Origin of the sequence: Mycobacterium pseudokansasii (assembly GCF_900566075.1) — a bacterium.
Classification (GTDB): domain Bacteria; phylum Actinomycetota; class Actinomycetes; order Mycobacteriales; family Mycobacteriaceae; genus Mycobacterium; species Mycobacterium pseudokansasii.
Map to the genome: position 1 here is coordinate 383,994 of NZ_UPHU01000001.1, position 18,215 is coordinate 402,208.

General features: G+C 67.9%; 12 protein-coding genes. 5 read left to right on the forward strand and 7 right to left on the reverse strand.

The window, feature by feature from the left end; genetic code table 11:
* Positions 1-14: 14 nt before the first annotated feature.
* Positions 15-3,344, forward strand: coding sequence for a serine/threonine-protein kinase (locus EET10_RS01770; protein ID WP_122501847.1), 3,330 nt, complete (start codon positions 15-17; stop codon positions 3,342-3,344).
* A 15-nt stretch (positions 3,345-3,359) separates the two neighbouring features.
* Here the strand turns inward: EET10_RS01770 and EET10_RS01775 are convergent, their stop codons facing one another.
* From EET10_RS01775 to EET10_RS01795, 5 genes are all read right to left on the reverse strand, one after another.
* The gene (locus tag EET10_RS01775; protein ID WP_036399104.1) at positions 3,360-3,683 is read right to left on the reverse strand and encodes a GNAT family N-acetyltransferase; all 324 of its coding nucleotides are present in this window, start codon (positions 3,681-3,683) and stop codon (positions 3,360-3,362) included.
* Between the two features lie 332 nt (positions 3,684-4,015).
* Positions 4,016-5,461, reverse strand: coding sequence for a lipase maturation factor family protein (locus EET10_RS01780; protein ID WP_036399102.1), 1,446 nt, complete (start codon positions 5,459-5,461; stop codon positions 4,016-4,018).
* Positions 5,462-5,532: 71 nt separating this feature from the next.
* Positions 5,533-6,294, reverse strand: coding sequence for a glycerophosphodiester phosphodiesterase family protein (locus EET10_RS01785; RefSeq protein ID WP_036399100.1), 762 nt, complete (start codon positions 6,292-6,294; stop codon positions 5,533-5,535).
* Position 6,295: 1 nt separating this feature from the next.
* Positions 6,296-10,537, reverse strand: coding sequence for an alpha-(1->3)-arabinofuranosyltransferase (locus EET10_RS01790; RefSeq protein WP_122501848.1), 4,242 nt, complete (start codon positions 10,535-10,537; stop codon positions 6,296-6,298).
* A gap of 58 nt (positions 10,538-10,595) precedes the next feature.
* A complete protein-coding gene (locus EET10_RS01795) occupies positions 10,596-10,769 on the reverse strand; it encodes a DUF2613 domain-containing protein (RefSeq protein WP_023369784.1) in 174 nt (57 codons plus the stop codon).
* A 455-nt stretch (positions 10,770-11,224) separates the two neighbouring features.
* On the opposite strand from EET10_RS01795, the gene EET10_RS01805 reads away from it, so the two are divergent.
* The 3 genes from EET10_RS01805 to EET10_RS01815 are packed head-to-tail and all read left to right on the forward strand — an operon-like array spanning position 11,225 to position 14,368.
* Entirely contained in the window at positions 11,225-12,400 is a 1,176-nt protein-coding gene (locus tag EET10_RS01805; protein ID WP_036399095.1) for a glycoside hydrolase family 3 N-terminal domain-containing protein, read from the forward strand.
* Between the two features lie 57 nt (positions 12,401-12,457).
* Entirely contained in the window at positions 12,458-13,096 is a 639-nt protein-coding gene (locus EET10_RS01810) for a TetR/AcrR family transcriptional regulator (protein ID WP_036399093.1), read from the forward strand.
* 9 nt (positions 13,097-13,105) lie between these two features.
* The gene (locus EET10_RS01815) at positions 13,106-14,368 is read left to right on the forward strand and encodes a chloride channel protein (protein WP_036399091.1); all 1,263 of its coding nucleotides are present in this window, start codon (positions 13,106-13,108) and stop codon (positions 14,366-14,368) included.
* A 3-nt stretch (positions 14,369-14,371) separates the two neighbouring features.
* On the opposite strand, the gene EET10_RS01820 is transcribed toward EET10_RS01815, so the two are convergent.
* Together EET10_RS01820 and EET10_RS01825 are read right to left on the reverse strand one after the other, a co-directional pair.
* A complete protein-coding gene (locus EET10_RS01820; RefSeq protein ID WP_122501849.1) occupies positions 14,372-15,214 on the reverse strand; it encodes a MaoC/PaaZ C-terminal domain-containing protein in 843 nt (280 codons plus the stop codon).
* Between the two features lie 17 nt (positions 15,215-15,231).
* On the reverse strand, positions 15,232-16,596 hold the full coding sequence (locus EET10_RS01825; RefSeq protein ID WP_122501850.1) for a 3-oxoacyl-ACP reductase: 1,365 nt from the start codon (positions 16,594-16,596) through the stop codon (positions 15,232-15,234).
* Positions 16,597-16,762: 166 nt separating this feature from the next.
* On the opposite strand from EET10_RS01825, the gene EET10_RS01830 reads away from it, so the two are divergent.
* Positions 16,763-18,091 carry an acetyl-CoA C-acetyltransferase gene (locus EET10_RS01830; protein WP_051490243.1) on the forward strand — a complete coding sequence of 443 codons (1,329 nt, stop codon included), beginning with the start codon at positions 16,763-16,765 and terminating at the stop codon, positions 18,089-18,091.
* Positions 18,092-18,215: the final 124 nt, after the last annotated feature.

An 18,215-nucleotide genomic window follows, 5' to 3' on the forward strand; every position in this document is an offset into this window, starting at 1 on the left:
GATAGTGACCGGCGATGGTCGACGTCGATTCGCACCCGACGCAGCGGGGTCTGGTCCCCGACATCCCCGCGGAACTGCGCGAGGCGGGATTCGACGACGTCGCCGAGATCGGGCGCGGAGGTTTCGGCGTCGTATACCGGTGCGCGCAGCCGCTGCTGGACCGCATGGTCGCCGTCAAGGTGCTGACCACCGACCTGGATCCGGAGAACCTCGAGCGCTTCCTGCGTGAGCAGCATGCAATGGGCAAGCTGTCCGGCCACCCGAACATCGTGACCATCCTGCAGGTCGGCACCACGGTGAGCGGCCGGCCGTTCATCGTCATGCCCTACCACGCCAAGAATTCGCTGGAATCGCTGATCCGCAGCCATGGGCCGCTGGATTGGGGTGAGACGCTGCGCATCGGCGTGAAGCTCGCGGGCGCACTCGCGGCCGCCCATCGTGCCGGCATCCTGCACCGTGACGTCAAGCCGGCGAACATCCTGCTTACCGAGTACGGCGAACCGGAACTGACCGACTTCGGAATCGCCAGGATGTCCGGCGGCTTCCAGACCGCCACCGGGATCATCACCGGCTCGCCGGCGTTCACCGCGCCCGAAGTGCTCGAAGGCAATGCGCCCACACCGGCGTCGGATCTGTATTCCCTTGGCGCTACGCTGTTTTGCGCGCTGACCGGACACGCCGCATTCGAGCGCCGCAGCGGTGAGAAGGTCATCGCTCAGTTCCTGCGCATCACGTCGCAGCCGGTCCCGGATCTGCGGGAGCACGGACTGCCGGCTGACGTGGCCGCGGTGATCGAACGGGCGATGGCGCGCGATCCCGCGGCGCGCCCACCGGGTGCGGCGGCGTTCGGCGACGAGCTGCGCGACGTTCAACGCGCCAGCGGCGTCGCCGTCGACGAGATGGCCCTGCCCGTCGATCTGGGCGTGGAGCGCCGGACGTCGCCGGCGGCCCCCTCGGCGGTGCGGCGGGACACTGGAGCCACACCGACACCGCCGACGCCGACGACGAAGTACCGACCGCCGGTTCCGACCCGATCGCTGGTTGTCCGTAACCGGCTGCTCGACGTGTTGCGGGCGGGCGGACGGCGACGGCTGGTCCTCATCCACGCGCCCTCCGGTTTCGGCAAGAGCACGCTGGCGGCCCAGTGGCGCGAGGAGCTGGGCAGTCGGATACCCGTGGGCTGGTTGACCATCGACGACGACGACAACAACGAGGTGTGGTTTTTGGCGCACCTACTCGAGTCGATACGGCAGGTCCGCCCGGCGCTCGCCGCGTCGCTGGGACAGGTGCTCGACGAGCACGGCGACGACGCGGCCCGATATGTGCTGACCGCGCTCATCGACGAGATACACCAGAATGACGACCGGCTGGTGGTGGTCATCGACGACTGGCACCGGGTGTCGGATACCCGGACCATCGGCGCGCTCGGTTTTCTGCTCGAGCGCGGCTGCCACCATCTGCAGGTCATCGTGACCAGCTGGTCACGTGCCGGGCTACCGGTGAGCAAATTGCGGATATGCGACGAACTCGTCGAGATCGACAGTGACGCACTACGTTTCGACGTCGAGGAAGCGCGATCGCTGCTCAACGATGTCGGCCTGGGGCTGCCGGATGGTGACGTGCGGGCACTGACCACCTCGACCGACGGATGGGTCGCCGCGCTGCAATTGGCGGCGTTGTCGCTGCGCGGCGGCGCCGACGCCGGAAGCCTGGTGAGCCGGATCTCCGGTGCGAGCGAGATGATCGGCGATTTCCTCGCCGAGAACGTGCTGGACAGCCTGGAACCAGAGTTGCTCGACTTCTTGCTGGCGACATCGATCACCGAGCGCACCTGTGGTGGGCTGGCGTCCGCGCTGGCCGAGGTGCCGCGCGGGCAGGCAATGCTGGAAGACGTCGAGCAGCGCGGCCTGTTCCTGCAGCGAATCGACAACGACCCGAACTGGTTTCGCTACCATCACTTGTTCGCCGAATTCCTGCGCCACCGGCTCGAACGTGACCACCCCGACCGGGTAGGCCAACTCCATCGCGTGGCTGCGGACTGGTTCGCCGAACACGACCACCTCAACGAAGCCGTCGACCACGCGCTGGCCTCGGGCGACGCCGCCCGGGCGGTCGACCTGGTCGAGCAGGACGAGACCAACCTGCTCGAGCAATCGAAGATGACGACGCTGCTGGAAATCGTCAAGAAACTGCCGCCGCGATTGGTGGTTTCGAGAGCGCGGCTGCAGCTGACCCTGGCGTGGACGAACGTTCTGCTGCAACGGTTGGCGCCCGCCGCCGCGGCGCTGAAGTCATTCGAGACGGCACTGGGTCGCGCTGATCTCGGCGACGTGACGCGGGCAGATCTGCGGGTGGAGGCCGACGTGCTGCGTGCAGTCGGAGAGGTCTTCGCCGACAGGGTGGACGCCATCGATCATCTGGTTGCCGAGGCACTGGCACGGCCGGACAGCTTCCATCCGCGGGTGGGCGGCGTGGCGGGAAGCCTGGCAGCGTTCGCCGCAGTCCACCGTTTCGAATTCGACGCCGCGAATCGGCTACTCGCGTGGGCGGAGCCCTACCAGGAGATGATGGGCCCCTTCGCCGGCGTGTACGCACATTGCTTCGGCGGCATCGCTGCCAGGTATAGGCTCGACATTCCCGGCGCCCTGAAGAATTTCCGGGAAGCCTACGAGTTGGGCGCGGCGGCGGGACAGCACTCCTACGCGGCGCGGCTCGCCAGCGCCCTTCTCGGCGAATTGCGCTACCAGACCGGCGAATTGGCCGAGGCCACCCGTTTGCTCGACGAGGGCTACCAGCTGGAGTCCGAGGGTGCCGGAGTCGACATCATGATCGCCAGGTACGTGACGGGTGCAAGAGTCAAGGCAGTGCAAGGGGATCGCGGTGCCGCGATCGATCGCCTCACCGATGGAATGGCGGCGGCGGAGCGGCTGCGGCTGCCGAGGCTGGCGGCCGCCGTCAACAATGAGCGAATCCGGCTGGGTATCGCGATCCCGCAGGAGATCGCGGTCCGGTTGCGCGCGACCCGCACCATTCATCAGCCTCCCCGTGGCGACGGAATCGCCACGATCACCGCCGAACTCGACGAGGACTCCGGCATTCGCCTGTTATCGGCGAGCGACTCGGCAGAGGACCAGGAGCAGGCATGCCGGCGTGCCGCCGATCTGCTTGCCGGCATCGACGGCAGGCGACGGCCCTGGGCGGCATTGGGTGCGCAGCTGCTGCTAGTCGAAACACTCAGGGCAACAGGGAAAATCGACGACGCCAACGCCCTGGCGCCCGCGGTCGTCGCGCGCTGCCGCGAACACGGACTGCCGGGGCTGCTTACGGACGCGGGACTCGGCTGAAGAACTGCCCCGAACTCAAGCCCGAGCTCGCACTGCTGCGTGCGCCTGCGGAGTGATCGGGTCGAGGATGTCGTCGTAGTCGTTGTGTTTGTCGACGTAGGCCGCGACGAACGGGCAGATCGCCACGATGCGCCTTCCCGACGCGCGGGTATCGGCCAGCGCCGCGGCGATGAGTTGGTTGGCCAGGCCACGGCCGGAGAACTTCTCATCGACTTCGGTGTGGTAGAAGATGCGCTGGCCGCCGGTGTCGACATAGGCGGTCAGCCCGGCTCGCACGCCGTCGGCGCTGATCTCGTAACGCTTGTTTTCGGTGGCGTTGGTGACGGTCGGTTCGGTCATAACCCCTCTATCAGGTCGGTTGGTGCGGCATTTCCGCTGACACAAACTCCAGGGCTGGTAGTAGCGACGCTACCCGCGGAGTTGCCAGAGCGCTCGCGACGGCCGGGCAACCGATACGCAATTGTCCGCCAAGGAGGAACGGGCGTCGCTGGTGGCGGTTCGGGACGTCGCCGACAACCGCGGACGTGGCCGGATGGGCAGCGGCCATCCGGCGACCGTATCGATAATCCCGTGACGACGTCGCAAGCCGGGGACCGGCGCGATGCCTCGTTGTCGCGGATAGCTGGGCACGACGGATGTCCACCGACGCAGAACCGGGTGTGGGGCGCCCCTCACCCGGGCGGTGATTCGGCTCTCCCGAGCGACATCGGCCGCACGTAGCTACCTACCAGCGTGCGATGCCACCAGGCGCGGTTGCGTCGCAGCTCCTGAAAAGTGGTGAAGCGGTACCGATATAGCTGAGCACGCACATACCGTGGCGGCTTATCAGGAAATGGGTTGTGCCGCAACAACGTCAGCGTCGGCGGATCGTTGCGCAACAGTCGCGTCAGCAACGGCGTCATCCAGGGCAACGCGTAGCCCGGAGAGATCGCGGCAAACCACATCAGCCAATCCAGGCGTAGGTGGTAGGGCGCCCATTGCCGCGGCAATCGGCGCACGGAGCCGGGTTTGCCCTTGAATTCGTACTCTTTCCACACCGTAGTGTCGGTGATCGCTGCATCGTCGGTTCCCTCGATCACCACCTCGTGGCGGCTGCGGCTGATGGTGCCGAATGCGCCGTAGGTGTTCACCAAATGAAAGGGGTTGAACGACATGTTCATCCGCTGCCGGGTGGACAGCATGTTGCGTGCCGGCCAGTAGCTCAGAATCAACACCGCCGCGGCGAACACGAACACCAGGGCGGTGAACCACAGCGGCGGTCCAGCCAGCGCGGGTTGAGCAGGTACCGGCAGCACCGCCGCCAGCGATGCCTGGTCGACCGCGCTGCATGCCAGCAGGATCGTCAGCCAGTTGAGCCACGAGAAGTTTCCCGAGAGCACCAACCACAGCTGGGTGACCATGATGACGGCCGCCGCAATGCTGGCGACCGGTTGCGGGGCGAACAATCCGAACGGCACGAGCAGCTGCGCAAAATGGTTGCCCGCCACCTCGATACGGTGCAGCGGCTTGGGCAGGTGATGGAAGAACCAGCTCAGCGGCCCCGGCATGGGTTGCGTCTCATGGTGGTAGTACAGGCACGTGAGGTTGCGCCAGCACGGGTCACCGCGCATCTTGATCAGTCCCGCGCCGAACTCGACCCGAAACAGCAGCCAGCGCACCAGCCACAGCGTCAGAATCGGCGGTGCCACCCGGGCGTTGCCCAGGAAGATCATCAGGAATCCGGTTTCGAGTAGCAATGATTCCCAACCGAATCCGTACCACACCTGGCCCACGTTGACGATCGACAGATACAGCACCCACAGTGCGAGCCACATCAGCATGGCGGCCCACAACGGGACCAAGTCGGCCAAACCGGCGACGACCGCCGCCGACAGCAGGACGCCGAGCCAGCACCCGCCGGCGAACAAGCGGTCGGAATAGTGGAGGTGAAAGAGGCTCGGTGTTCGCCAGAAGGACCTGCCGGCCACATATCGCGGCACCGGCAGCATTCCCTGCTCTCCGATGAGTGACCGGAACTGCAGCGCGGCGGCGATGAACGCGGTCAGGTAGATGACCGCGGCGCCCCGCTCGAGCACCATTCTGCCCAGCCAGTATTCGGGTGCCGAAAACCATCCCATGGCCGCAACTCCTCGAACCCGCGTATCCAGTTAACCAGTCGGCAAACTGGTAGCCAACAGGTGCCGCGCCCCTACCACTGTCCCCGCGACGTAAGCACCTCACGGAGCAGGTCCGCGCGATCGGTGATGATGCCGTCCACGCCGATGTCGAGAAGCGCATGCATGGCCGCGGGGTCGTCGATCGTCCAGGCATGCACCTGACGTCCGGAAGCATGCATTGCCCGCAACAACGCCGGCGTGATCACCGGCACGCCGCCCAGCCGCGGTGGCAACTGCACGCAGTCGCTGTCGCGCAGCATCCGCTGCGCATACGCCCGCCGGCCCGCCGACCGGGCCGCCATGAACGCCATGAACGCACCCGTACCCGCCGCACTGGCAACCCGCTGGGTGAGCAGACGTACGGCCCGCTGGCGACGCCGGTCGGAAAACGACGCGATCAGCACCCGGTCGTGCACCTTCAACCGCTCGATGACCTCGACGGTCGGTTCGATGGCCGACTCGGCTTTGATGTCGATATTGACCCGCGCGTCCGGGAACGTGACAAGTAGTTCTTCGAGCGTCGGAATCGGTTCTCCGGAGCCCAGATCCGCCGCACTGGCCTGTCGCCAGGACAGCTGGTCGATCGCACCCGAGACTCCGGACGCGAGCGGGAGCCGGCGGTCATGCAGGATCACCGCGACGCCGTCCCGGGTGGCGCGAACGTCTGTCTCGAGGTAACGGAACCCGAGTTTCACTGCCTCGTGAAAGGCCGCCATGCTGTTCTTGGGCAGCCTGAACGAGGTGAACCCGCGGTGCGCCATGGCAATTGGTCCGGTGCTGCGAAAGAACTCCACGTCAAGTCTCCTGTTCGGGGTCCAGTCCGGGACTCCCACCCGTGGCCGGTATCGACGCCGATGCGGCCAACACCGCGAGCGAAATCAAGGCCAGCAGTTGGACACTCGCCGAATGGCCGGCGTAGCCGTCCACCGAGCGCCACGGATGACGAGACAATACTGACCCGGCCAGAATCAGACCACCCGCGCTCAATCCGGTGGTGACCCAGTCGAGCAACCGTTCCCGATCACGCAGCGCATACCGCAGCCCGTAGGCGGCGCCTACCACGGCAACTCCCGCCACACCGGCAATCGCCGCGCCCGCCGCCAGCACCGCTACCGCCGCCAACGGCCCGGGTATCCAAGGGCGTACGGCCGCATGGCCGAGGTCCTGCCCTCGCCGCCGCCAGAGCGCGAGCAGGGCCAGCACCGGAAGCAACGTAAGCCCGAGAGCCAGGCCCGATCGATACACCGAGTTGGGTGCGAAGGTGAGGATGATGGTGCCGGGATCACCGGCGGGCACCACCCAGCCCTGTTGCCAGCCGTTGACCACGACCGCGGTCAGCCGGGCTCCGCTACTGGTACGCGCTACCCAGCCGGGGTTGATGCTTTCCGGTATCACCAACACTCGCGAGGTTGCCGAGGCGGGCGCCCGCACCTCCCGACGGCCCGGGCCCCACACCCCGGTTGATGCGGGAACCGTTGCGGTGGAGGGTAATTCGGCTGCTTCCGGAGCTGTCAGCTGGGCACCGTCGACAACGAATTCCGCGCCCGGGCTGATCAGCAGCTCCTGCCGGCCCGGCGGCAGCGAGATGGGCTCGCGTTCGCACGGCAGCGCGGCAACCGGTTCGCCGTCCAGCAGCGCGCCCACCGTGGTCCGAATCGACGTGTGCACGAAGCGGCCGGCCACCGCGATGACCGGGCCGTGCTCACAGTCGACGGTGATCTCTCGGGATCGGTTCTGCACGGCGTCCGCGGGCGCGATCGGCCTAAGGTCGGCCCCGAGCGCGGTCACCTCGGCCAGCCCGGGAGGCTTGAGTTGGTCGAAGCCGAGCGCATTGCGGTCGATGATGTCTTCCCAGTCGAGCAGGCTGATGGTGACCGTGTCGGTGACGCCGGGGTGTAACGACAGCGTCTGCGGCTCGCCGTCGCCATCGACCGCACGCACCTGGGGCCCGTCGCCCAGGTCGACGGCCACCATCGTCGGATGGGCGGGCAACGCCGACCGGCTGGGTAGCAGGCGCAGTCCGGCCACCTCGGTGGACCGCGGCAGGCTGAGGGTCAGGGTCGGCGGCGACTTGTACTGCACCACCCGCTGGGGTGCGGTCCATGCGGTGGCGGGGTCGCCGTCGGTGGCGGCGTAGGCCGAGCCCAGGACATCGAGTACATCGGAATCGCCGTGAGCGCGGGTGGTGTCCGGCTCGGCGATCAGATCGGCAAGTTTGGGCCCCTGCCTGGGCCGCACCCACACCGTCGGGGTTACCGCCGTCGGGCGTGGCACGGTGAGCGTGCGGCTGAAATTGACGGGCTCCTCGGGCGCCAGGGCCATCGACGCGGCGCAGCGCACCGTTTCGGGCGCCGGCGCGCAACCCGGCCTGCCCAGCAGTTCGGACCCCAGGTCCCAGCGCGCGATCGTTGAATCCGCCGGCGGCCCGGGTACCGACACGGTGTGGTGCAACTGGACCGGCTGGGCGAACCCGGATGCGTCGTACTGGGTGATCGCCAGATCGGTGATACCGAACTGCACCCCCGCGGACCCGTCGTCGGTGGCGGCCGCGGTGACCCGCACCCACGGCGTTTCGCCGTAGGGCAGCGCCGCGGTGAGCGGTTTTCCCGGCTCGTCGAACCGCAGGGTGGTGCTGCCGGTGACGGTCTCGACCAGGATGCGCCGGATCTGTGCGCCGACGGCGGTCGCACTCGGCGTCAGGGTGATGACGGCGTTGGCCACCGGATGATCGAAGTCCACCTGCAGCCATTGCCCCACGGCGGCCTGCAGCGCGTTGGACACCCAGGCGGTTGCCGAGTCGCCGTCGATCGCGGCCGCCGCAGAGGTGGCCGGGGCCACGTCGGGCATGGCGGTGGAATCCGCCGACGAGCTGGACACCGTGACGCGGCCGCCGGTCCACCCCCCGTACACCAGGTCGGCGCCGGGGACCGGATAGTCGGGCACCCGGTTGTAGGTGTGCCGGGCGTCCCCGGGCGCCCGGATCGCCGAGGAGTGCTGGTCGACGCGGCCGTAGTCGGTTTCGCGGGCCACCGGGGTGTCGGTGACGGTCACCAGGGGTGCCGGCAGGCCGGCCGCGTGGGCGTCGGCCGTCATCAGCACCGGACCCAGCCCCGGTTGACCCGACAGCCGCCGACGCTCGTCGAGACGCAGCAGCACCTCGGGCCCGCCGTCGACGCGGAGCAGCCCGTCGGTGTCGACGAAGTAGGGTGCCGCCACCGACCCGCCGGATCGGTGTATCACTCGGTAAATCTCTAGGGCCGGATAGCGTGGCCGCAATCCGCTGTCGTTGACGAACCCGGCCAGCGAGCCGGGACCCACCGGCGCGCCGAACTCCGCCACCTTCGCCAGCCCGGGTGAGCCGGCGATGGCGCGGTGCACCAGGATCGGCCGCGCCGAGCGCGACGTCTCGGGGTCCAGATCGTTCCGCAGCACCAGATAGGAAATGCCTTGGCGGGCAAGGGTATCGGCCAGGCCGGCCGAGGGGCGTCCGGCCGCGAACAAGCGTTGCACCGAATCGAGCGCCCGGATGGTCTGCGGCGGGTTCAGCGGGATGGAGTCGCGTACTCCCCACGGGCTGCTGCCCAGCACCTGGAGCGGCTCGTCGTGGCTGGTGCCCCACACCTGGGTGGCGAACGGCGCCCCCGGTACCACCAGCACCCGCCCGGGCGTCGGCGTCCCGGTGTTGTGCGCGTTGAGCCAGTCGGCGGCCTCCTGCCAGTACCGCGGTATCGCACCGAAGGTGCCGGATGGGGTGAGCCGACCGGTCCAGGCGAGCGAGGTGCTGACCGCCAGCGCGGTCAGCACGACGACTCCCACCGCGATCCGCTTGTCGCGCTCGGGGTGCGCGACCGCGCGAAGCCACTCCGACCTGGGTGCGCTGCCGGGTAGCGGTATCCGGCCCAGCAACTCGGCGATGCCCAACACCAGCGGCAGCCGGATCACCGGCCCCAGCTTGTGCACGTTGCGCAGCGGAGTGCCGCCCGCGTCCAGAAACACCTGCACCTGGTGGGCCAGCGGCGAACCGAGCCCACCGCTGTAGCCCACGGCCAGCAGCACCACCCCGACCAACAGCATCGTCACCAACCGTCCGCGGGCCGGCATCGCCGGGCTGGCCAGTCCGGCCAGCCCACCCGCCGCCACCAGACACGTACCCAGGATCGCGACCGACCCGGTCACCAGCGGCGCTCCGGCGGTCGCGTCGGGCGCCACGAATGGCGTCCAGCTGTCGGTGCCGCGCAACACCTCCACCAGCGACGACCACTGCGTCGTCACGCCGGAGGATTCGATGAAATCCAGGAACGGCGGACTGACCCCGCGCAGCTGACTGAGCGCCACCACCCACCACAGCGTTGCCAACACCAGCGCCACCAGCCACCATGCGGTATAGCGCCACCACAGTCGGTTGGGCCGGTGACAGGCCAGCCAGATCACCGCGGGCAGACAACCGGCCAGCGTTGCGATGGCGTTCACCGCGCCCATCAGCGCGACCGCCACACCGGCCTGTGCCGCCAACGTCCGTACCGATCGGCCCGACGTGCCCTTCGGGTCGCTTCCCTGCAGGGCCAGAATCGTCGGCAGCAGCACCCAGGGCGCCAGCATCATCGGCAGGGTTTCCGACGAGATCGACCCCAGCGTGGTCAGCACCCGAGGCGACAGCGCAAACGCCGCCGCCCCGATCACCCGCGATGCGGGGCTACCGATGCCCAGCGCCTCGGCAACCCGCAGCAGCCCCCAGAAGCCGACCGTGAGCAGCACCGCCCACCACAGCCGTTGGGTGATCCACCCCGGGATGCCCAGCAGATGGCCGGCCAGGAAGAACGTCCCGTGCGGAAACAGGTAGCCATAAGCCTGGTTCTGGGACTGGCCGAACGGCAGCTCGCTGTTCCACAGGTTCGTCGCGCGCGCCAGGAACCGCAGCGGGTTGGCGGTGAGATCGAGTTTGGTGTCGGGGGAGACGCGACGGGGGGATTGAGCGAACGTCAGCGTCAGCGACACCGCCCCGACCAATAGCAACCACCGGCGGGACAGGGGCGTCACCGGCGGGTCTGCTGCAAGCGCCGCCGCGCTGACCTTCGAAGCCGACGCCGCCGGGCTATCAGCTACGGTTGCCGTACTCGACCCGGTTGAGCACTGACGACGACGGATCGCCCCCGGGTAATGGCGGCTTCGTGTCCTGCTGCACCATCAGGGTGATACCGAAGATTGCGGCCGCGCCCAGCAACAGACCAACCACCACGCTCGCGGCGGCGGGCGCGACGATCCGGTTCATTGTGAGCTCCTCGGGGCGTGACGTGGTGGCTGAAAGAAACTTAGCGCCAACCTAGCAGAACGCGGTCTCATGGCCGTCGGGAGCGATCGTCGGGCCGCGGCGCGATGTTCAGCCATGGCGACGTCTCGCCGCAGGGCGGCGGGCAATAGTCGCCAGAACACCGGTCGCCGTAGTGCACCACGCTCGCGGCACGTCCCGCTCGGGCACCATACTGGTGCCCTGCATCAGCGGGGTCACGCCGACGGTCGCCGCGGCGCCCATCGACAGGCGGCCGCACCACCGGCCGCTACCGGCCGCTGCTGGCCGGTGCTGGCAGCTGCTGGCAGTGTGAACCCGGGCATAGCGCGTCCCTGCTTTCCGGGGTCGTCTTGCGGGATCGGTCGGCTGTGTAACGAGGGGTAACAGCGGTTGCCCCCAAACCCGGCGCCGAAGCACCACCGTGACAGCATGTCCGGATGGCTTTCCCGCGCACACTGACGGTGTTTGCGGCCGTCTCGGTCCTGGTGGCCGCCTGCAGCCACGGCGGCACCCGGACCGGATCGTCGTCGGCGACGGCGTCGAGCACGCCGCCCGGACCGCCCCCGGTCGCCGCTCCCGCACCACGGGTGTGTGCCGATCCGACGGCCGTGCCGGCATCGTTGTCCACCCGCGACAAGCTGGCCCAGCTGCTGATGGTGGGGGTGCGCGACGCCGCCGACGCCAAGGCCGTGGTGAGCACCTATCGCGTCGGCGGCATCCTGATCGGCAGCGACACCGACCTGTCCATGCTGAACGGCCCGCTGGCCGACCTCGCCGCCGGTGCCGGCCCGCTGCCGCTGGCGGTGGGTGTGGACGAAGAAGGCGGCCGGGTATCGCGGTTGCACTCGCTGCTCGGCGGCCGGGGGCCGTCGGCGCGGGAGTTGGCCCAGACCCAAACCGTTGCGCAGGTCCACGATCTGGCGCTGCAGCGGGGCCGGCAGATGAAGAAGCTGGGTATCACCGTCGACTTCGCGCCGGTGGTTGACATCACCGACGCCCCGGACGACACGGTGATCGGGGACCGCTCGTTCGGTTCGGATCCGGATAAGGTCACCGCCTACGCCGGCGCATACGCGCAGGGGCTGCGGGACGCCGAGCTGCTGCCGGTGCTCAAGCACTTCCCCGGTCACGGGCGCGGCTCGGGCGATTCACACACCGGCGGGGTGACGACGCCGCCGCTGAGCGAGCTGGTGGCCAGTGACCTGGTGCCCTACCGCACCCTGCTGACCCAGGCCCCGGTCGCGGTGATGGTGGGCCATCTGCAGGTTCCCGGGTTGACCGGCAGCGAACCGGCCAGCCTGAGCAAGGCCGCGGTGGACCTACTGCGCACCGGCACCGGTTATGGTGGCCCGGCTTTCGGCGGCCCGGTGTTCAGCGACGACCTTTCCAGCATGGCCGCGATCTCGGACCGGTACGGCGTGGCCGAGGCGGTGTTACGCACCTTGCAGGCCGGCACCGACATCGCATTGTGGGTCACGACCAAAGAGGTGCCCGCGGTGCTTGACCGGTTGGAACAAGCATTGGCTGCCGGCGAATTACAGATGCCCGCGGTCGACGAATCGGTTGTCCGGGTGGCAGCGATGAAGAACGTCTCCCCGAACTGTGGTCATTAGCTGACCCCGCATTGCTTACCCTAGAGTCGGATTGACCGGCTGGAGGGGTGCACGGCAATGGCAGGTGGTACGAAGCGGCTACCGCGTGCTGTCCGCGAACAGCAGATGCTGGATGCCGCCGTGCAGATGTTCTCGGCCAACGGCTATCACGAGACCTCGATGGACACGATCGCCGCCGCGGCGCAAATCTCCAAGCCGATGCTGTACCTGTACTACGGCTCCAAGGAAGACCTGTTCGGCGCCTGCCTGAACCGTGAAATGAACCGGTTCATCGACGCGCTGCGCGCCGATATCGACTTGACCGTGAGCCCAAAAGACCTGCTGCGCAACGCCATCGTGTCGTTCCTGCGCTACATCGACGCCAACCGGGCGTCCTGGATCGTGATGTACACCCAGGCCACCAGCTCGCAAGCGTTCGCCCAGACGGTGCGCGAGGGACGTGAGCAGATCATCGAATTGGTCGCCGGGATGCTGCACGCCGGGACTCGCAGCCCGCGGTCGGAGGCCGAAATCGACATGATGGCCGTGGCGCTGGTGGGCGCGGGTGAGGCGGTCGGCACCCGGCTCAGCGTCGGCGACATCGACGTCGACGAGGCGGCCGAGATGATGATCGACTTGTTCTGGCACGGCCTCAAGGGCCCGCCCGCCGAACGCGACACCGGCCCGAACCTGGGTTCCAATGTCGCCGCAGGCTAGATTCGTGCGGTGCCTAACCGGCCGGCCCGCCCCCACCTCGATTTCTTCTGCGCGGTGCTCATCGCCGGCCTGCTGGCCGGGCTCGCCGGGTTGTCAACGACGGTGCTGCTGCGCTTCATCGAACACCTCACCTACCACTACACTTTCGGCTCGCTGCTCGACGGGATCACCGGCAGCAGTCCGGTCCGGCGCGCGGTGGGGCCCATGGTCGGTGCCGCGCTGGCGGGACTGGGCTGGTGGATCTTGCGCCGCAGCACCGAGGTGCCGCCGCTGGCCGGAACCATCGCTCGGCACGAGCGGATACCGCCGGTGTCGTGGAGCATCGACGCCGCGCTTCAGATCGTGCTGGTGGGCTCCGGAGCCTCGCTCGGCCGCGAAGGCGCGCCACGCCAATTCGCCGCTGCCCTCACCGATGTCGGAACCCGATGGCTAAGGCGGCTGTCACCCGGCGATCGGGAGATCCTGCTGGCATGCGCCGCCGGGGCCGGGCTGGCGGCGGTCTACGCGGTCCCGCTGGCCGGGGCGCTATTCGCCCTGCGGATCATGCTCAACACCTGGCGGTTGCGGGCGGTGGGTGCGGCGCTGATCACGTCCAGCCTGGCCGTCGCGATCGGTTCGGCCGTCACGCATGATCGCCCCGAACTCGATTGGCCCGGTGCCGAATCGACGTATCTGCTCAGTGCGCACGGATTGTTGCTGGCGCCATTCGCGCTCGCGGTGGGTTTGGCGTTCAACCGGATCATGGCGGCGGCGCGGCCGCGCACCTTGCTGCGGTCCTGGATGCTGATCCCGGCTCTGGCGGCTGCGGGGTTGCTGACCGGGATCTGTTCGCATTGGTGGCCCCAGCTGCCCGGAAACGGCAAGAGCATTCTGACGGTCAGTCTGGCCAGCGGGATGACGCTGTCCTCGGCGGCCGTGATCTTGGTGCTAAAGCCGTTGTTGACCGCGCTGTTCCTGCGTGCGGGCGGAGCCGGGGGATTGCTGACGCCGTCATTGGCCACCGGCGCTGCGGCGGGGTCGCTGCTGGTGCTGACGCTCAACACGGCGGCCGGGACGCACCTGCACGGGCCGGTGATCTCGCTGGCCGGTGCCGCCGGCGTGCTTGCGGTCACCCAGGACTCGCCGATCTGGGCGGCCATCTTCGTCTGGGAGCTGGCCCGGCCACCGATTTGGATGCTGGTGGTCTTCTTGGTCACCGCGGCCGGCGCGCAAGCACTGAAGAGGCTCGCTGTCGGCGGCCGGCTCCCACACCTCGACCATCGCGCGGGCTGATCGCTACAGCGGCCGCAAAGTCCCGGTCAGATGCGGATACCCCTTCGACATGTTGCGCAACGTCAGGTCCCAGCCGTTATCGGCTTCGTCGATGTAGACGCCGACACTGGCCGGCAGCAGCACCGGCTTGCCGAATCGCACCGAATACCGCACCGCGTCCGGCAGCCGGGCCTCGATGTTCGCCAAAACCGCTGCAGCACTGAACATCCCGTGTGCGATGACGGTGGGGAAGCCGAACAACCGCGCCGCGATCGGATTGGTGTGGATGGGATTGTGATCTCCGCCGACGGCCGCATAGCGGCGGATTCGGGCCGGCGTAATCCGCAGCAGGGCAGACGGCGGGGGCAGCTTGGGCTGCTTCTGCGGCGGCGGTTTCGGTTCGCCGGACAAGCTGGTGCGTTGCTGATGCAGGAACGTCGTCACCTGCTGCCAGGCGAGCTCGTTACCGACACTGATCTCGGTCACCAGGTCGACCAGCAGCCCCTTGCGATGCTCCCTGAGGTTTTCGGCATGCGCCCGCACGCCGACCGTGTCGGTCACCGCGATCGGCCGATACCGGGTGATGTGGTTCTCGGTGTGTATCGATCCCATTGCGGCGAAAGGGAAATCGAAACCGGTGACCAATGCCATCACCGAGGGAAACGCCAACGCGAACGGGTAGGTCAACGGAACGTCGTTGCCGTAGCGCAGACCGGTGACCGCCGCATAGTCGGCCACATTGGTGTGGTCGATCCGAAGCTCCTCGACGGTCACCGTCCGGGTGGGCAGCTGGCCGCCGCGCGGCACCATGGGCAACGCCCCCGCCGCCGCGCGGAGCATGTTTCTCAGGCCGCTTGGCTGGTTCACCGGATCCTCCTAGCCGCTCAAGCGCCGATCATGGCTTGGCCGCAGACCCGAATAACGTTGCCGGTAACCGCATTCGACGCCGGGCTGGCGAAATAGGCGATGGTCTCGGCCACGTCGACGGGCTGCCCTCCCTGCATCAGCGAGTTCAGCCGCCGGCCCACCTCGCGGGTGGCCAGCGGGATGGCCGCCGTCATCTGGGTTTCGATGAATCCCGGCGCGACGGCGTTGATGGTGATGTCCCTGTCGGCCAGCCCGGGCGCCAGCGCCTGGGTGATGCCGATCATCCCGGCCTTGGTGGCGCCGTAATTGGTCTGCCCGCGGTTGCCTGCGATGCCGGCGATCGACGACAACCCGACGATTCGCCCGCCCTCTCCGATGCTGCCGTTTCCGACCAGGCCCTCGATCAACCGAAGGGGGGCAAGCAGATTGACGGCGATGACCGAGTCCCAGCGGGCGTCGTCCATATTGGCCAGCAGCTTGTCCCGAGTGATACCGGCGTTGTTGACCAGGATGTCGGCCTTGCCGCCGTGGTGGTCGCGCAGGTGCTCGGTGATCCTGTCAACGGCGTCGTCGGCGGTGACGTCGAGCCACAGCGGCGTGCCGCCCACGCTGCTGGCGGTCTCGGCCAAAGCCTCCTCGGCGGACTCCACGTCGATCGCCACCACCGCGGCGCCATCGCGGGCAAACACCTCGGCGATCGTCTTGCCGATCCCGCGGGCAGCGCCGGTGACGATGGCGACCTTGCCGTCGAGCGGCCGGTCCCAATCGGCCGGTGGCGTGGAATCGGCCGCCCCGACATAGAACACTTGACCGTCGACGTAGGCCGACTTGGCCGAGAGGATGAACCGCATGGTCGATTCCAGCCCGGTGGCGGCGGGCTTGGCGTCGGGCGCCAGGTACACCAACGCGACCGTGCTGCCGCGCCGCAACTCCTTGGCCAGTGAGCGGGTGAAGCCCTCCAGTGCGCGCTGCGCAATCCGTTCGTGGGTGTCGGCGATCGCTTCGGGAGTGGTGCCCACCACCGCCACCCGTGCGCAGGCGCCCAGATTGCGCAGCAGCGGCGTGAAGAATTCGTGCAGTCCCTTGAGCCCGGCCGGGTCGGTGATGCCGGTGGCGTCGAAGACCAGCCCGCCGAACGAGTCGGCCCAGCGGCCGCCGAGATTGTTGCTCACCACGTCGTAGTCATTGTGCAGAGCGGCGCGCAGCGGCTCGACCACTCGGCCGTCCCCCCCGATCAGCAGCGATCCGACCAAGGGCGGATCTCCCGGTCGATACCGGCGCAGCGTCTCGGGTTGCGGGACACCGAGTTGCTTGGCCACGAACGATCCGGGTCGAGAACTGACAACCTGCGAGAACAGATCGGACGAGAGCTTGGGAGCCACAGAGCTGCCTTCCGTGTCGGGTATGCGTTGCTATAAGCAACCGTAGCGAGGACGAACTTACTTGAGAGTAAGAACAGTGGGTAGTATGGCCTGCAACGGCTGATGCCCAAAAATCCGCAAGGCCTCCGAAATACCCAAGAACCCGCAGATACCCGGAGAACGCAAAGTGCCCGCAGCTGCTCAACAGAATTCCGAGTCCAAGCGTCGAGTCGCCGTCCTGGGCGGCAATCGCATTCCCTTCGCCAGGTCCGACGGCGCTTATGCCGACGCGTCCAACCAGGACATGTTCACCGCAGCGCTGGGTGGACTGGTAGACCGGTTCAACCTGCGCGGTGAACGCCTGGGTTTGGTGGCCGGCGGCGCGGTGCTCAAGCACAGCCGCGACTTCAACCTGATGCGCGAGTGTGTGCTGGGCTCGGAGTTGTCGCCGCACACCCCGGCCGTCGACCTGCAACAGGCCTGCGGCACCGGCCTGCAGGCCGCGATCGTCGCCGCCGACGGGATCGCGTCCGGTCGGTACGACGTGGCCGCTGCCGGCGGTGTGGACACCACGTCCGACCCGCCGATCGGCCTGGGTGACGACCTGCGCCGGAACCTGCTGAAGCTGCGCCGGTCCAAGTCCAATGTGCAGCGATTGAAGCTGCTGGGCACTCTGCCGGCCAACCTCGGCGTGGAGATCCCGGCCAACAGCGAGCCGCGTACCGGGTTGTCCATGGGAGAGCATGCGGCCATCACCACCAAGCAACTGGGCATCAAACGCGTCGACCAGGACGAGCTGGCCGCAGCCAGCCATCGCAATATGGCTAACGCCTACGACCGCGGATTCTTCGACGACCTGGTCACGCCATTCCTGGGGCTGTACCGCGACGACAATATGCGGCCCGACTCCAGCGCCGAGAAATTAGCCGCCTTGCGCCCGGTTTTCGGGGTGAAGGCCGGCGATGCGACGATGACGGCGGGTAATTCGACTCCGCTGACCGACGGCGCCTCCGCCGTGTTGCTGTCCAGCGAGCAGTGGGCGGCCGACCACTCGCTGTCACCGCTGGCCTACCTCGTCGACGCCGAGACCGCGGCCGTCGACTATGTCAACGGCAGCGACGGCCTGCTGATGGCGCCCACCTACGCCGTGCCGCGGCTCCTGGCGCGAAACGGGTTGAGCCTGCAGGATTTCGACTTCTACGAGATCCATGAGGCGTTTGCTTCGGTGGTGCTGGCGCACCTGCAGGCATGGGAATCCGAGGAGTACTGCAAGCAGCGGTTGGGCCTTGACGCCGCGCTCGGCGCGATCGATCGCTCCAAGCTCAACGTCAACGGTTCGTCATTGGCTGCCGGTCACCCCTTCGCCGCGACGGGTGGACGGATCCTGGCTCAGGCCGCCAAGCAATTGAATGAGAAGAAGGCGACGGGCAAAGGCAGCTCGGCTAAGCCCCTTCGTGCACTGATCTCGATCTGTGCGGCCGGTGGCCAGGGTGTAGCCGCGATCCTCGAGGCCTGACAAGGTCTGAACAAGGCGCCCAAAGTCCGCGAAACGAAAAGATTTGTCGGCGGGTTTATTACCCGGAGCCGATGGGTAATTGTTAGCTCGGATAGCCCCGCGTTGTGGTCTGACCCCCCGACCC

Coding starts and splice junctions, on each gene's coding strand:
- EET10_RS01780 (WP_036399102.1), bottom strand. CDS start 5,461: ATGGGATGGTTTTCGGCACCCGAATACTGGCTGGGCAGAATGGTGCTC.
- EET10_RS01795 (WP_023369784.1), bottom strand. CDS start 10,769: ATGAACCGGATCGTCGCGCCCGCCGCCGCGAGCGTGGTGGTTGGTCTG.
- EET10_RS01805 (WP_036399095.1), top strand. CDS start 11,225: ATGGCTTTCCCGCGCACACTGACGGTGTTTGCGGCCGTCTCGGTCCTG.
- EET10_RS01775 (WP_036399104.1), bottom strand. CDS start 3,683: ATGACCGAACCGACCGTCACCAACGCCACCGAAAACAAGCGTTACGAG.
- EET10_RS01810 (WP_036399093.1), top strand. CDS start 12,458: ATGGCAGGTGGTACGAAGCGGCTACCGCGTGCTGTCCGCGAACAGCAG.
- EET10_RS01770 (WP_122501847.1), top strand. CDS start 15: ATGGTCGACGTCGATTCGCACCCGACGCAGCGGGGTCTGGTCCCCGAC.